This is a genomic window from Williamsia limnetica, assembly GCF_003217475.1.
Classification (GTDB): domain Bacteria; phylum Actinomycetota; class Actinomycetes; order Mycobacteriales; family Mycobacteriaceae; genus Williamsia; species Williamsia limnetica.
On record NZ_QJSP01000009.1, the window covers coordinates 94,745 to 108,856 of the forward strand.

Consider the following 14,112-nt stretch of genomic DNA (forward strand, 5'->3'; position numbering starts at 1 on the left):
GAGGTCAGCGGTCGGCTCGGTCGCGGTCGGGCACGAGAACCCCGAGCAGGAAATTGACGATCGAGATCACGATCGATCCCCACACCGCGGTCCAGAAGCCGTCGACGCTCAGCCCGAAGTCGGTGGTCTCGGTGACCCACGCCGTCAGCAGCAACATCAGCGCGTTGATGACCAGGGTGAACAGGCCGAGGGTGAGGATGAGCAGCGGCAGGGAGAGCAGCTGCACGATCGGCTTGATCGCGGTGTTGACGATGGTGAAGACCAGGGCGATGAACAGCACCACCAGGATCTGGGCACCGGTGTCGCGTCCGTCGGTGGCGATCGAAATACCTCCGACGAGTGCGGCAGCGATCCAGATGGCGACGGCGTTGATCAGGAGTCGGGCAGCAAAGACCATGCGGAGAATCGTAGTGGTGTGGACCGCCGGTGAAAACGGCTGGCCGGACCGCATATCCTTGAGGTCAGTCCATGGCGAACTGTGGATCGTCGACCAATTGTCAGGAGTCAGTGTCCATGCTTGCCCGCACCGACCTTCGCGGCGGCAATGCCACCACCGCCCAGCTCCGCCGGGCGCTGCCGCGCGGCGCCACCGATGTCGACACCGTCCTGGAGCAGGTCAGGCCGGTCATAGACGCGATCCGGGAGCGCGGCGCCGTCGCAGCTCTCGAGTTCGGCCAGAAGTTCGACGGTGTCTCGCCTGACACGGTTCGGGTGCCGGCGGAGCGCATCGAACAGGCTCTGGCCGACGTAGCCCCTGACGTCCGTGCCGCGTTGACCGAGTCGATAGACAGGGCGCGCCGCGTCCATGCCGACCAGCGCCGCACCGATGTGACCACCGAGGTCAGTCCGGGCGGCACCGTCACCGAACGGTGGATCCCGGTCAGTCGAGTCGGTCTCTACGTGCCCGGCGGCAATGCGGTCTACCCGTCGAGCGTGGTGATGAATGTGGTTCCCGCTCAGGAGGCAGGCGTCGACACCCTGGTCGTATCCTCGCCGCCGCAGGCGCAATTCGGCGGCTTGCCCCACCCCACAATCCTCGCGGCGTGCGCGCTGCTCGGCGTGAGCGAGGTCTGGGCGGTCGGTGGAGCGCAGGCCGTGGCACTGCTGACCTATGGCGGTACGGACACCGATGGCGCCGACCTCGAGCCGGTCGACCTCATCACCGGGCCCGGCAATATCTATGTCACCGCAGCAAAACGCCTGTGTCGCAGCGTTGTCGGCATCGACTCCGAAGCGGGTCCGACCGAGATCGCCATTCTTGCCGACGATTCGGCCAACCCGGTCAATGTCGCTGCCGACATGATCAGCCAGGCCGAGCACGACGTGATGGCTGCGTCGGTCCTCGTCACCGACAGCGAGGCTCTGGCCGGCGCGGTCGACCGCGAGATCGATATCCAGGTGCAGCGGACCAAGCACAGCGAGCGCGTCCGTGAGGCGCTCGGCGGTACCCAATCAGGGATCATCTTGGTGGACAACGTCGATCAGGGTCTGCAGGTGGTCAACGCCTATGCCGCCGAGCACCTCGAGATCCAGACGCGAAACGCATCTGCCGTGGCCGCGCGGGTCCACAGCGCGGGTGCGATCTTCGTCGGCGACTACTCGCCGGTCAGTCTCGGTGACTACTGCGCCGGTTCCAATCACGTGCTGCCGACCTCGGGTTCGGCACGGCACAGTTCCGGGTTGTCGGTCCAGACGTTCCTCAAGGGCGTCCACGTCATCGACTACGACGAGGCCGCACTCAAAGAGGTCTCCGGCCACGTCCAGACCCTGGCCAAGGCCGAGGATCTGCCCGCGCACGGTGAAGCGGTGCGGGTTCGTTTCGCGGGGGGAGGCGCCGAGTGACGCCTACCACGAGTCGGATCTCTCTGGACGATCTGCCGTTGCGTCGGTCGCTGCAGGGACAATCGCCCTACGGCGCACCACAACTCGATGTGCCATTCCGGCTGAACACGAACGAGAACCCGCATCCGCCATCTCAGGCGCTGATCGACGATGTCGCAGTGTCGGTGCGTGAGGCGGCCACGCAGTTGCACCGATATCCGGACCGCGACGCGGTGGCGTTGCGGACCGATCTGGCTCGGTACCTCAGTGCTCGTACGGGCGTCGACCTGGACGCCGCGAACCTCTGGGCCGCCAACGGTTCGAACGAGATCTTGCAGCAGCTCCTGCAGGCGTTCGGAGGCCCGGGTCGCAGTGCGCTCGGGTTCGTCCCGTCGTACTCCATGCATCCCATCATCTCCACCGGCACCGACACCACCTGGATCGACGGCACCCGCAACGCTGATTTTTCCTTCGATCTCACAGGTGCCCTGTCGGCCATCGAGGAACTCCGGCCTGACGTCGTGTTCCTCACCTCGCCGAACAACCCGACCGGTGGTTCGATCACTCTCGACGAGATGCGCGCAGTTGCCACGGTGGCGCCGGGCATCGTCATCATCGACGAGGCGTACGGCGAGTTCTCGCAAGGCTCGAGCGCGGTGGCGTTGATCAGCGAGTTCCCCGCGACCGTCGTGGTGAGCCGGACGATGAGCAAGGCCTTCGCTTTCGCCGGTGGCCGCCTCGGTTATCTGGCAGCTGATCCCGCGGTCATCGACGCCCTGCTCCTCGTGCGCCTGCCGTATCACCTGTCGGTGGTCACCCAGGCGGCCGCGCGCGCCGCCCTGCGCCACGCGGACGACACCCTTGCGGGGGTCGCCGCGATCGTCTCGGAACGCCGGCGGGTGGTCGCGGCGTTGACGGGTTACGGATACGACGTGGTCCCCTCCGACGCCAACTTCATCTTGTTCGGCCGGTTCGCCGACGCCACTGCGAGCTGGCGGCACTACCTCGACGGCGGGGTGTTGATCCGGGACATGCATATCGAGGGACATCTGCGTGCGACGATCGGATTACCCGCCGAAAATGATGCGCTTCTCGCGCGGAGCGCAGAACTCGCACATACCGACCTGGTAGGAGAACCATGAGCAACTCGCCACGGGTGGCGCGGATCGAGCGGACCACGCGCGAATCCGCGATCACCGTCGAGATCAATCTGGACGGGACCGGCAACACCGACATCTCCACCGGTGTTGCCTTCTACGACCACATGTTGACCGCGTTCGGCGCGCACGGGAGCTTCGACCTCACCGTGGCGGCCAAGGGTGACGTGGAGATCGAGGCTCACCACACCGTCGAGGACACCGCGATCGTGCTCGGCCAGGCGATCCGCCAGGCCCTCGGGGACAAGAAGGGCATCCGGCGCTTCGGCGATGCATGGATCCCGATGGACGAAACCCTCGCCCAGGCCATCGTGGATGTCTCGGGCCGGCCCTACTGCGTGTTCAGCGGCGAGCCCGACCACCTGCTGACCACCACCATCGGCGGTAACCCAGGGGTGCCGTATCACACGGTCATCAACAAGCACGTCTTCGAGAGTCTCGCCATGAACGCCCAGATCGCATTGCATGTGCGCACGCTCTACGGTCGCGATCCGCACCACATCACCGAAGCGCAGTTCAAAGCCGTGGCCCGGGCCTTGCGCGCGGCGGTAGAGCCCGATGCAAGGGTTACCGGTGTGCCGTCGACGAAGGGCACGTTGTGAGCGCGGGCGACCGCACGGTCGCGATCCTCGACTACGGGTCCGGCAACCTGCGTTCCGCGCAGCGGGCGCTGGAGCGGACCGGCGCACAGGTGACGGTCACGTCGGAACCGAAGGTCGCGCTCGAGGCCGACGGACTCGTGGTGCCCGGCGTCGGCGCTTACGCCACCTGCATGGCCGGTCTGCTCGAGGTCAAGGGCAATCGGATCATCGATGAGCGACTCGCGGGCGGCCGTCCGGTCCTGGGGATCTGTGTGGGTATGCAGATCCTGTTCGAACGCGGCGTCGAGTTCGGCGTCGAGGCGGACGGTTGCGGTCAATGGCCGGGGACGGTCACCGCACTGCCCGCGCCGGTTCTGCCGCACATGGGTTGGAACACCGTCGAGAGCGCACCGGATTCGGTCTTGTTCGAGGGAATGCCCGCAGATGAGCGGTTCTATTTCGTGCATTCGTATGCGGCGCAGAACTGGGAACTGGCCGCGGATGGACCCTTGAAACCGGCCAAGTTGACCTGGTCGGAACACGGTGGCAGATTTCTCGCGGCAGTCGAGAACGGTCCGCTGTCCGCCACCCAGTTCCACCCCGAGAAGTCCGGTGACGCAGGTGCGCGGCTGCTGAGCAACTGGGTCCGGTCGCTCGGATGAGCGCGATCGCGCCCGACGTGCCCCCCGCTCCATGACGCAGCAACGGCGCTTCTCGTTCGCCCGGCTCGCCCTGTTCTCTCTCGGGGCGGGTGCACTGGTGTTGGCGATCTCGATTCCGGTGGTGATCGGACTGTCTCAGCTCTCACCCGTCGCGGCGCTGATCGTGGCAGTTCTGGCGCTCGTCCTCGCCGTGGCCGCGATGGGTATCGTTGCCAACCGGATGGTCGACCGCGCGGCCGACCAGATGCGCGCGGAATCCGACCCGACATCAACAACTGAGGGAGATTGACACAGCATGAACGCCCGACTTGAACTGCTTCCGGCGGTCGATGTGGCCGACGGCCAGGCGGTGCGCCTGGTGCAGGGCGCGGCCGGCAGTGAAACCTCCTACGGTTCACCGCGCGACGCGGCGCTGACGTGGCAGCGCGACGGTGCCGAATGGGTGCATCTGGTGGATCTGGACGCCGCGTTCGGGCGGGGTAGCAACCGCGAACTGCTCGCCGGTGTCATCGACGAACTCGACGTGAAGGTGGAGTTGTCCGGCGGTATCCGTGACGACGATTCGCTCAAGGCGGCGCTGGCCACCGGTTGTGCACGCGTGAACCTGGGCACTGCCGCGCTGGAGAACCCGGAGTGGTGTTCGCGGTCGATCGGCGAGTACGGCGATCGCATCGCCGTGGGACTCGACGTTCAGTTCGTCGACGGCTCGTACCGTCTGCGCGGACGTGGCTGGGTGTCGGACGGCGGCGAGTTGTGGGACGTCCTCGAGCGACTCGAGCGGGACGGTTGCAGCCGTTACGTGGTCACCGATGTCACCAAGGACGGCACCTTGACCGGACCCAACCTCGAGTTGCTGCGCGAGGTGACCGCGAAAACCGATGCACCGGTGGTGGCGTCGGGTGGGGTCTCGACTCTCGAGGACCTTGTCGCGATCGCCGGACTCGTCGGTGAGGGCGTGGAGGGTGCGATTGTCGGCAAGGCCCTCTACGCCGGTCGGTTCACCTTGGTGGAGGCATTGGCGGCGGTCTCTTCATGACCACGGCCCCTTCGTGAGGTCCACCAGCGGGCTGCCTGCAGGCCTGGACCCCGAGCGACTGCTGGCGACGGCGGTCGACGTCCTCGACTCGGTGGCTGACCGCTTTCTCTCCGGCGTCGGCGCTCCCAGTGCTGTGGTCAAGGGACACAACGACTTTGCCACCGAACTCGACCTCGAACTCGAACGGATCATCACCGCCGAGCTCTCCGAGCGCACTGGCGTCGGGGTTCACGGTGAGGAGTTCGGCGGTCCGGAACTGAGCACGGGGACCGTCTGGGTCGTGGATCCGATCGATGGAACGTACAACTATTCGGCCGGGCTGCCCATCGCGGGAATCTTGCTCGCACTCGTCCACGACGGCCAACCGGTCCTGGGCCTGACGTGGTTGCCGATGTCCGGGCTGCACTATGCGGGTCTCGTCGGCAGCGGTCTCACGTGCAATGGCAAGCCCGTCGCCCCGATGCCCGACCTCTCCCTGAGTGAGGCGATGCTCGCGTTCGGTGCCTTCAACATCGCGAGCCGCGGGCGGTATCCGGGCGCGTTCCGGCTCGAACTACTCGGCGAGCTGAGCAGGCGGGCCGCGCGACTGCGATTGTTCGGCAGCACCGGCTTCGACCTGGCCCTCACTGCGAGCGGATCACTCGGCGGCGCAGTGAGTTTCGGGCATCACGCCTGGGACAATGCCGCCGGAGCCGCGTTGGTGCTGGCCGCCGGTGGGCAGATCAGCGACATCGAGGGCAGGCCCTGGTCGGTCACGTCACCCTCGATCATCGCCGCGAGCCCGGGCGTGCACGCAGAACTGCTGCAGCTGATCGGCAGGCTCGGCGAACCCGGCAATTTCACACCACCCGAGGAGAAGTACCGATGACCGTCGCTGTTCGGGTGATCCCGTGTCTCGATGTCGACGACGGCCGCGTGGTCAAAGGTGTCAACTTCCAAAACCTCCGGGATGCGGGCGATCCGGTGGAGCTCGCTGCGGCGTACGACGCGGCGGGCGCCGACGAGTTGACCTTCCTCGACGTCACCGCGTCGAGCGGCAATCGCGGCACGATGCTCGACGTCGTGCGGCGTACCGCAGACCAGGTATTCATCCCGCTGACCGTCGGTGGCGGTGTCCGAACCGTCGCCGACGTCGACATCTTGCTGCGGGCGGGTGCCGACAAAGTGGGCGTGAACACCGCCGCGATCGCCAACCCCGACGTGCTCGGGGAGATGAGCAGACATTTCGGCTCGCAGTGCATCGTCCTGTCCGTCGACGCGCGCACAGTGCCCGCCGGTGATGCACCCACCCCCTCGGGGTGGGAGGTCACGACACACGGTGGGCGTAAGGGGACCGGCATCGATGCGGTCGAGTGGGCTCGGCGCGGTCAAGACCTCGGTGTCGGCGAGATCCTGCTGAACTCCATGGACGCCGACGGGACCAAGAACGGTTTCGACCTGAGGATGCTCGCCGCGGTCCGCGCGGCGGTCGGGGTGCCCGTGATCGCCAGCGGCGGCGCCGGGGCGGTGGAACATTTCCCACCTGCGGTGCGTTGCGGGGCTGACGCGGTGTTGGCTGCTTCGGTCTTCCATTTCGGCGAACTCACCATCGGCGAGGTCAAGGACGCCCTGCGGGCCGAACACATCCCGGTGCGCTGAACACCGTACTGCGCACTATTTTTCGCACGAGGAGCTGATGGACATGCCACTGGACGCCCACATCGCCGGGCAGCTCAAACGCAACACCGACGGACTGGTCTGCGCCGTGGTGCAGGAGGCAGGCACCGGCCAGGTGCTGATGGTCGCGTGGATGGACGACGATGCACTTGCCCGCACCCTGGAGACCGGTGAAGCCACCTACTTCTCGCGCTCGCGCGGCAAACAGTGGATCAAGGGGGAGACCAGCGGTCACACCCAGAAGGTCACCGAGGTCCGCCTCGATTGCGACGGCGACACCGTGCTCCTGACCGTCGAACAGACCGGCGCGGCCTGCCACACCGGCGATCACACCTGTTTCGACGCAAACGTCTTGTTCACAACGATCTCGGGGCCTTCGTGATCTTCCGACCACCATCCATCGACTTCCGCGCGACAACAGTGAGGGGCACCAGACGATGCCGTTGATCCAGATCTCTCAGACCCCAGGCCTCAGCGACCGCGTGAAGCGCGAAACCATCGCAGCGGTGACAGACGCCTACGCGCGGGCCACCGGCAAGAACCCCGATTCGGTGTGGGTCACGATCACCGAGGTCCCGCGCTCGCACTGGGGCGTGGGCGGGGAGCCGCTCGGGCAATAATGGCGGGCTGGGAGACTAGGTGACGATGCCGAACAAGACCACCGCCGCAGCTGCTGCAGGCGGCTTCCCAGACACCACCACGTTGGCGCAGTTCCTCGAACTGGCCGCCGATCACCGAGTGGTACCGGTGACCCGCAAGGTCCTCGCAGACTCGGAGACGCCACTGGGTGCCTACCGAAAACTTGCCGGCGACCGACCCGGGACGTTCCTGCTCGAATCAGCGGAGAACGGGCGTTCCTGGTCGCGCTGGTCGTTCATCGGAGCAGGCTCGCCCGCGGCGTTGACCTCTGTGGACGGCCAGGCGCAGTGGTGGGGCACGCAGCCGGTAGGCGCCCCGTCGGGCGGTGACCCGCTGGCTGCCCTGGCAGAGTCCCTGAGAATTCTCGCGACCGATCGCTTCCCGGGGCTACCGCCGCTGACCGGTGGGTTCGTGGGCTTCCTCGCCTACGACGCGGTGCGGCGCCTCGAACGCCTCCCCGACACCACCGAAGACGATCTGAAGTTGCCGGAGATGCTGATGCTCCTAGCGACCGACATCGCTGCGGTCGACCACCACGAGGGCACGATCACCCTGATCGCGAACGCCGTCAACTGGGACGGGACCGACGATCGAGCCGAGAATGCGTATGCCGACGCGCTCGCGCGTCTGGACACGATGACCGCGGCGCTGGCGACCCCCGCTGCCTCGACCGTCTCCACGTACCGCAGCGCGGTGCCCGAGTTCGAGGCGCAACGCAGCCGCGAAGAGTACGGGACTATCGTGACCAGCCTGGTGTCGGAGATCGAGGCGGGCGAGGCGTTCCAGGTGGTGCCCTCGATGCGCTTCGAGATGAAGTCCGACGCGGACCCGATCGACGTGTACCGGGTGTTGCGCACGACCAACCCCAGTCCTTACATGTATTTGCTCCGGGTTCCCGGTAATGGTGGACCGGACTTCACCATCGTGGGTTCGAGTCCGGAAGCTCTTGTCACCGTGAAGGATTCGGTGGCCACGACCCACCCCATCGCGGGTACCCGGTGGCGGGGTGCCGACGAGTCCGAGGACCTCCTGCTGGAGAAAGACCTGCTGGCGGACGAGAAGGAGAACTCCGAGCACCTGATGCTCGTCGACCTCGGACGCAACGACCTCGGCAGGGTCTGCGAACCCGGCACGGTGGAGGTCCGCGACTACCGGCACATCGAGCGTTACAGCCACGTCATGCATCTGGTGTCGACGGTCACCGGCCGACTGAGGTCCGACAAGTCCGCACTCGACGCCGTCAATGCCTGCTTCCCGGCGGGCACACTCACCGGCGCACCCAAGGTGCGCGCGATGGAACTGATCGACGAACACGAGAAGACCCGACGCGGGTTGTATGGCGGCATCGTGGGCTACCTCGACTTCGCAGGAGACGCCGACACGGCGATCGCCATCCGCACGGCGGTCCTCAAAGATGGGCGCGCGTACGTGCAGGCCGGTGGGGGAGTCGTGGCGGACAGTGAACCCGATTACGAATACAACGAGGCCAGGAACAAGGCGAGCGCGGTGTTGCGGGCCATTGCTGCCGCCGGAACGATGACCAGGGTGAGCGGGGCCGGTCATGAGTGAGCCCACGGAGCCCACCCGGCCCGCGACGACGCCGGCAGCGCCATCCGCCCGGGCCGGTCGCGGCCGCCGTCTCGGGATCATCGCGGTGCTGCTCGGACTCGCCGCCGTTGCCTTCTGGAGTGCGTCACGAATGACCTGGGCCGAACTCATCGGCGCTGACGGCCTGGCGCCACCGCGCACCTTCACGGTGAAGGGATCGGACTGGACGCCGCTGCTGACCCCGCTCGCGCTGGTGCTCCTGGCCGGGATCGCCGCGTCGGCCTCCTTGCGTGGATGGGCCTTGCGGCTGACGGCGATCATCGTCGCCGCCGTGGCCGTACTCGGCCTGTTGCCCGCACTCACGCTGTTGACCGGCGACGATCACACCTCCTACGCCGCCGACGTCATCGACCTCCCCAACCGCTACCAGGCTGTTCAGGTCGACACCTCGATCCTGCCCGGTTTGATCGTCTGTCTCGGCACCCTGTTCGCGGTTCTGGGAGCTGTTGTCATGCTGCAGATAGCAGCTCGCGATGCGCCGATGTCGTCGAAATACAAGTCACCGGCGGCTCGGCGGGCCGAACTCGAAGAGCAGGTCTTCGCCCAGCGGGCTGCCGACGAGAAGGCCGCAGCCGCGGCACAGGCCGACCGCGATGGGGGACCCGAGTCGGCGCCGTCGCCGTCGCCCGCCGCCGAAGAAGACCCCGGAAACAACGAACGCTTGCTCTGGGACGCACTCGACACCGGTGACGATCCGACGATCGGTCCTGCAGACCGATGAAAAGTGACAGGTCTCACGAACACTGGCGGTACCCCGAATCTTCGTCTAACACGGCCGCAGCTACCCTTTGTGTACTGAAAACACGAGCAGCCGTGTCCATGACCAAGCAGGGCGCAACCTCGTCAGTCGCGCCAGAAAGGGGTTGATCATGAGCACGCAAACCGTCCTCGACTCGATACTCGCCGGAGTCAAGGCCGATGTGGCTGCCCGCGAATCAGTGATCGACTTCGCCGCGATCAAGGCAGCCTCCGCATCAGCTCCGGACCCCATCGATGCCGCAGCCGCTCTGCGCGAGCCGGGCATCGGGGTCATCGCCGAGGTGAAGCGGGCGAGCCCCTCCAAAGGCGACCTCGCCGACATCGTCGATCCGGCCGCTTTGGCGTCCGCTTACGAAGCCGGTGGCGCCAGGATCATCAGCGTCCTGACCGAGGAGCGCCGGTTCCGCGGTTCACTCGCAGATCTGGACGCGGTCCGCGCCGCCGTGCAGATCCCTGTCCTGCGCAAAGACTTCATCGTCGGTCCGTACCAGATCCATGAGGCGCGTGCCCATGGCGCGGACGTCATCCTGCTGATCGTCGCGGCGCTCGAGCAGAATGTGCTCTCGGCGCTACTCGATCGCACCGAGTCACTCGGCATGACAGCGCTGGTAGAGGTACACACCGAGGAAGAGGCAGATCGCGCTCTGCAGGCGGGTGCGTCTGTCGTGGGAGTCAATGCCCGCAACCTCAAGACTCTTGAGGTCGATCGCGACAGCTTTTCCCGGATCGCTCCCGGACTGCCTTCCCAGGTGATCCGAATCGCCGAGTCCGGCGTCCGTGGCACCGCCGACCTGCTGGCCTATGCCGGTGCCGGTGCCGATGCGGTACTGGTCGGAGAAGGCCTGGTCACCTCCGGTGATCCACGTGCGGCCGTCTCCGAACTCGTCACCGCCGGAACACACCCGTCCTGCCCCAAACCAGTCCGATAGGCACTGAGTCTCACTTATGACGTCGTCGTCTCCCGCACCCCTTTCCGATCTACCTTCCGCCAGCGCCGGCCTTGTCAGCCGTACCTCGCTGGAACCCGACCGTGGTGGCCACTTCGGTGTCTACGGTGGACGGCACGTACCCGAAGCGCTCATGGCCGTCATCGAAGAGGTCACAGCGGCGTACGAGAAGGTCCGCTCCGATGACGAGTTCCTCGGCGAACTCGATCGGCTGCAGCGCGACTACACCGGTCGGCCCTCACCGTTGTACGAGGCCACCAGGTTGTCCGAGCTGGCCGGCGGCGCACGGATCTTCCTCAAGCGAGAAGACCTGAATCACACCGGATCCCACAAGATCAACAATGTTCTCGGGCAGGCGCTGCTCGCGAAGAAGATGGGCAAGAACCGGGTCATCGCAGAGACCGGTGCCGGTCAGCACGGGGTGGCAACGGCGACCGCATGCGCGATGCTCGGCCAGGAATGCATCATCTACATGGGCCGGGTCGACACCGAACGGCAGGCTCTCAACGTCGCCCGGATGAGGCTGCTGGGCGCGTCGGTCGTGTCGGTGGAAACGGGTTCGGCGACGTTGAAAGACGCCATCAACGAAGCGATGCGCGACTGGGTCACCAACGCGCACGACACGTACTACTGCTTCGGCACCGCCGCGGGGCCCCATCCGTTCCCGGCGATGGTGCGCGACCTGCAACGCGTGGTCGGCCTCGAGACCCGGGAACAGATCCAGCGTGCGGCGGGACGGTTGCCCGACGCCGTGGTCGCGTGCGTCGGCGGCGGCTCCAATGCCATCGGCATCTTCCACCCGTTCCTCGACGACTCCGATGTACGCCTGATCGGTTACGAGGCGGCCGGCGACGGTGTCGAGACCGGCAAGCACGCCGCCACCTTCGCCGGCGGAACGCCGGGTGCGTTCCAGGGGGCCTATTCGTATCTGCTCCAGGACGACGACGGGCAGACGACGGAATCGCACTCGATCTCCGCGGGTCTGGACTACCCGGGCGTGGGACCCGAGCACGCATACCTCAAGGACATCGGGCGCGCCGAATACAGGCCGATCACCGACACCGAGGCCATGGATGCGCTCGCTCTGCTCAGCCGCAAAGAGGGCATCATCCCCGCCATCGAGTCGGCCCACGCCGTGGCCGGAGCGCTCAAACTGGGCCCCGAACTCGGCGCCGACTCGATCATCGTGGTCAACCTGTCCGGGCGTGGCGACAAAGACGTCGACACCGCCGCCAAGTGGTTCGGACTCTTCGAAGTGGATGGTCATGCCTGAAACCCCCTCGGCCGAATCTCGGCTGGGACCGCTGTTCGCCCGGTGCCGTGAGGAAAAGCGCAGCGCCCTCATCGGGTACCTGCCGGTCGGTTACCCCGACCTGCCGGGCTCGCTCGACGCGATGCGCACGATGGTCGAGGCCGGATGCGACATCATCGAGGTCGGGGTCCCGTACTCCGATCCGGTGATGGACGGACCGACGATCCAGGAAGCCGCCGAACAAGCGCTGCGTCAGGGTATTCGCGTCAAAGACGTCTTCAAGGCCGTGGAGGCGATCTCCGAGGCCGGTGGCAACGCCGTGGTGATGACCTACTGGAATCCGGTGTTGGCGTACGGTATCGACGCATTTGCCCGCGATCTGGCAGGAGCCGGCGGCCTGGGTTTGATCACTCCCAACCTGATTCCCGAAGAGGCCGACCAGTGGATCGCCGCCTCCCACCAGCACCACCTCGACCGGATTTTCCTCGTCGCTCCGTCGTCGACGGAGGAGCGGCTCGCGATGACCCTCGAAGCGAGCAGTGGGTTCGTATACGCCGCCTCGACGATGGGCGTCACCGGTGCTCGAGACAGCGTCTCGACGATGGCGCCCGAGCTCTGTGCCCGGGTACGACTGCACTCCGACATCCCGATCGGTGTCGGCCTCGGCGTGCGAAACAAGAAGCAGGCCGCCGAGATCGCCGGTTATGCCGATGGCGTGATCGTCGGATCCGCGTTGGTCAGCGCAGTGGCCGAGAGTTCTGACGCGCTTCGCGCGCTCACCGCCGAACTGGCCGAGGGTGTCCGCGCCGGACACACAGAGAGTGCCGAGGTCCATTCGTGAGCACCGAGGTGCTGGCCTACATCCCCAGTCCGTCGCAGGGTGTGTGGAATCTGGGCCCGTTCCCACTACGGGCCTACGCGTTGTGCATCATCGTCGGGATCGTCGTTGCCATCTTCTGGGGCAACCGACGCTGGGTGGCCCGCGGTGGCCGCGACGGAGAAGTTCTCGATGTCGCCATCTGGGCAGTGCCCTTCGGTCTGATCGGTGGTCGGATCTACCATGTCGCCACCGACTGGAGTACCTACTTCGGTGACGGACCGAAGAGCCCGATGGACGCCCTCAAGATCTGGGACGGCGGACTCGGCATCTGGGGTGCTGTGGCTTTCGGCGCGCTCGGTGCCTGGATCGGTGCCCGCCGGGCGGGAATCAAACTCCCTCCGTTCGGCGACGCGATAGCACCCGGCATCCTGCTGGCTCAGGCGATCGGCCGACTCGGGAACTACTTCAACCAGGAGTTGTACGGCGACCGCACCGACCTGCCGTGGGGTCTGGAGATCTTCGAGCGCTCGGACTCGTCCGGCTTCACGAGCCCGGGCCTGATCGACGGCAAATCCACCGGTGTGGTGTACGCCGTGGTGCAACCGACGTTCCTGTACGAACTGCTGTGGAACGTGCTGGTGGTACTGGCACTGGTCTACATCGATCGTCGGTTCCGGATCGGGCACGGGCGGTTGTTCGCCCTGTACGTCGCCGGCTACTGCCTCGGGCGGTTCGTCATCGAGACGCTGCGCACCGACACCGCGACGCTGCTCTGGGGTATCCGCATCAACCTCTTCACCGCGGCCATCGTGTTCGCATGTGCCGCCATCTACGTGGTGATCGCGCCCAAGGGTCGCGAGACCCCGGCCGAGATCTATCACCCGGGCAGCGGACCGGATCCCGCGCTCAGTGAGGACCCGGTCGACGGCTTCTTCGAGGACGAGGCTCCTGTAGCGACGAAGACGAAACCGGCCAAGGCCGCAACGCAGACTGTCGAGCCCGAGACCAAGTTGGCAGGGACCAGCACCGAAACAGAGACCAGGACCGACACAGGGACCAAGACCGACACAGGGGTCAAGACCGAAACAGAGACCAAGACCGAGGCCAAGCCTGCTGGAGCCAAGCCTGCTGAGGCCAAGCCCGCCGCGACCGAAGACAAGCCCGCCGCGACCGA

16 protein-coding genes and 1 pseudogene are annotated in these 14,112 nt (G+C 66.3%); 16 read left to right on the forward strand and 1 reads right to left on the reverse strand.

The genetic code is table 11. The features are described from left to right. Positions 1-4 precede the first annotated feature (4 nt). On the reverse strand, positions 5-397 hold the full coding sequence (locus tag DFR67_RS16020; protein ID WP_110470676.1) for a phage holin family protein: 393 nt from the start codon (positions 395-397) through the stop codon (positions 5-7). Between the two features lie 116 nt (positions 398-513). On the opposite strand from DFR67_RS16020, the gene hisD reads away from it, so the two are divergent. The 16 genes and pseudogenes from hisD to lgt all read left to right on the forward strand — a co-directional run. Then, the gene (gene hisD, locus DFR67_RS16025; RefSeq protein ID WP_110470506.1) at positions 514-1,842 is read left to right on the forward strand and encodes a histidinol dehydrogenase; all 1,329 of its coding nucleotides are present in this window, start codon (positions 514-516) and stop codon (positions 1,840-1,842) included. After that, positions 1,839-2,963 carry a histidinol-phosphate transaminase gene (locus DFR67_RS16030; protein WP_110470507.1) on the forward strand — a complete coding sequence of 375 codons (1,125 nt, stop codon included), beginning with the start codon at positions 1,839-1,841 and terminating at the stop codon, positions 2,961-2,963. The genes hisD and DFR67_RS16030 overlap by 4 nt, the downstream gene beginning before the upstream one ends. Next, positions 2,960-3,580 (forward strand): imidazoleglycerol-phosphate dehydratase HisB, encoded by a 621-nt coding sequence (gene hisB, locus DFR67_RS16035; protein ID WP_110470508.1) that lies wholly within the window; start codon positions 2,960-2,962, stop codon positions 3,578-3,580. Before DFR67_RS16030 ends, hisB begins: the two co-directional genes overlap by 4 nt. Continuing rightward, the gene (gene hisH, locus DFR67_RS16040; protein ID WP_110470509.1) at positions 3,577-4,221 is read left to right on the forward strand and encodes an imidazole glycerol phosphate synthase subunit HisH; all 645 of its coding nucleotides are present in this window, start codon (positions 3,577-3,579) and stop codon (positions 4,219-4,221) included. Before hisB ends, hisH begins: the two co-directional genes overlap by 4 nt. Positions 4,222-4,252: 31 nt before the next feature. Next, positions 4,253-4,510 (forward strand): hypothetical protein, encoded by a 258-nt coding sequence (locus DFR67_RS16045; protein ID WP_110470510.1) that lies wholly within the window; start codon positions 4,253-4,255, stop codon positions 4,508-4,510. A gap of 6 nt (positions 4,511-4,516) precedes the next feature. Further along, positions 4,517-5,257 (forward strand): bifunctional 1-(5-phosphoribosyl)-5-((5-phosphoribosylamino)methylideneamino)imidazole-4-carboxamide isomerase/phosphoribosylanthranilate isomerase PriA, encoded by a 741-nt coding sequence (gene priA / locus DFR67_RS16050; protein ID WP_110470511.1) that lies wholly within the window; start codon positions 4,517-4,519, stop codon positions 5,255-5,257. 13 nt (positions 5,258-5,270) lie between these two features. Then, positions 5,271-6,125 carry an inositol monophosphatase family protein gene (locus tag DFR67_RS16055; RefSeq protein WP_245937988.1) on the forward strand — a complete coding sequence of 285 codons (855 nt, stop codon included), beginning with the start codon at positions 5,271-5,273 and terminating at the stop codon, positions 6,123-6,125. Next, complete coding sequence (hisF, locus tag DFR67_RS16060; protein ID WP_110470512.1) at positions 6,122-6,895, forward strand: imidazole glycerol phosphate synthase subunit HisF; 774 nt, start codon at positions 6,122-6,124, stop codon at positions 6,893-6,895. Before DFR67_RS16055 ends, hisF begins: the two co-directional genes overlap by 4 nt. A gap of 43 nt (positions 6,896-6,938) precedes the next feature. Next, complete coding sequence (gene hisI / locus DFR67_RS16065; protein WP_110470678.1) at positions 6,939-7,295, forward strand: phosphoribosyl-AMP cyclohydrolase; 357 nt, start codon at positions 6,939-6,941, stop codon at positions 7,293-7,295. Positions 7,296-7,350: 55 nt separating this feature from the next. Continuing rightward, positions 7,351-7,533, forward strand: coding sequence for a tautomerase family protein (locus DFR67_RS16070; protein ID WP_110470513.1), 183 nt, complete (start codon positions 7,351-7,353; stop codon positions 7,531-7,533). Positions 7,534-7,558: 25 nt separating this feature from the next. Further along, entirely contained in the window at positions 7,559-9,121 is a 1,563-nt protein-coding gene (locus tag DFR67_RS16075; RefSeq protein WP_110470514.1) for an anthranilate synthase component I, read from the forward strand. Next, on the forward strand, positions 9,114-9,881 hold the full coding sequence (locus tag DFR67_RS16080) for a Trp biosynthesis-associated membrane protein (protein ID WP_110470515.1): 768 nt from the start codon (positions 9,114-9,116) through the stop codon (positions 9,879-9,881). Before DFR67_RS16075 ends, DFR67_RS16080 begins: the two co-directional genes overlap by 8 nt. A gap of 148 nt (positions 9,882-10,029) precedes the next feature. Continuing rightward, positions 10,030-10,848, forward strand: a complete 819-nt coding sequence (trpC, locus tag DFR67_RS16085) for an indole-3-glycerol phosphate synthase TrpC (RefSeq protein WP_110470516.1) — start codon at positions 10,030-10,032, stop codon at positions 10,846-10,848. 16 nt (positions 10,849-10,864) lie between these two features. Next, positions 10,865-12,139 (forward strand): tryptophan synthase subunit beta, encoded by a 1,275-nt coding sequence (trpB, locus tag DFR67_RS16090; protein ID WP_110470517.1) that lies wholly within the window; start codon positions 10,865-10,867, stop codon positions 12,137-12,139. Beyond that, positions 12,132-12,959: a tryptophan synthase subunit alpha gene (gene trpA, locus DFR67_RS16095; protein WP_110470679.1), complete on the forward strand. Its 828-nt coding sequence runs from the start codon at positions 12,132-12,134 to the stop codon at positions 12,957-12,959. Before trpB ends, trpA begins: the two co-directional genes overlap by 8 nt. Positions 12,960-12,967: 8 nt before the next feature. After that, positions 12,968-13,879, forward strand: a pseudogene (gene lgt / locus DFR67_RS16100) (prolipoprotein diacylglyceryl transferase); the annotation flags it as partial. Positions 13,880-14,112 lie beyond the last annotated feature (233 nt).

What these genes read in the sequence shown, in the direction of transcription:
- DFR67_RS16020 (WP_110470676.1), bottom strand. Translation starts at nt 397, where the DNA reads ATGGTCTTTGCTGCCCGACTCCTGATCAACGCCGTCGCCATCTGGATC.
- hisD (WP_110470506.1), top strand. Translation starts at nt 514, where the DNA reads ATGCTTGCCCGCACCGACCTTCGCGGCGGCAATGCCACCACCGCCCAG.
- hisB (WP_110470508.1), top strand. Translation starts at nt 2,960, where the DNA reads ATGAGCAACTCGCCACGGGTGGCGCGGATCGAGCGGACCACGCGCGAA.
- DFR67_RS16045 (WP_110470510.1), top strand. Translation starts at nt 4,253, where the DNA reads ATGACGCAGCAACGGCGCTTCTCGTTCGCCCGGCTCGCCCTGTTCTCT.
- priA (WP_110470511.1), top strand. Translation starts at nt 4,517, where the DNA reads ATGAACGCCCGACTTGAACTGCTTCCGGCGGTCGATGTGGCCGACGGC.
- hisF (WP_110470512.1), top strand. Translation starts at nt 6,122, where the DNA reads ATGACCGTCGCTGTTCGGGTGATCCCGTGTCTCGATGTCGACGACGGC.
- hisI (WP_110470678.1), top strand. Translation starts at nt 6,939, where the DNA reads ATGCCACTGGACGCCCACATCGCCGGGCAGCTCAAACGCAACACCGAC.
- DFR67_RS16070 (WP_110470513.1), top strand. Translation starts at nt 7,351, where the DNA reads ATGCCGTTGATCCAGATCTCTCAGACCCCAGGCCTCAGCGACCGCGTG.
- DFR67_RS16075 (WP_110470514.1), top strand. Translation starts at nt 7,559, where the DNA reads ATGCCGAACAAGACCACCGCCGCAGCTGCTGCAGGCGGCTTCCCAGAC.
- DFR67_RS16080 (WP_110470515.1), top strand. Translation starts at nt 9,114, where the DNA reads ATGAGTGAGCCCACGGAGCCCACCCGGCCCGCGACGACGCCGGCAGCG.
- trpC (WP_110470516.1), top strand. Translation starts at nt 10,030, where the DNA reads ATGAGCACGCAAACCGTCCTCGACTCGATACTCGCCGGAGTCAAGGCC.
- trpB (WP_110470517.1), top strand. Translation starts at nt 10,865, where the DNA reads ATGACGTCGTCGTCTCCCGCACCCCTTTCCGATCTACCTTCCGCCAGC.
- trpA (WP_110470679.1), top strand. Translation starts at nt 12,132, where the DNA reads ATGCCTGAAACCCCCTCGGCCGAATCTCGGCTGGGACCGCTGTTCGCC.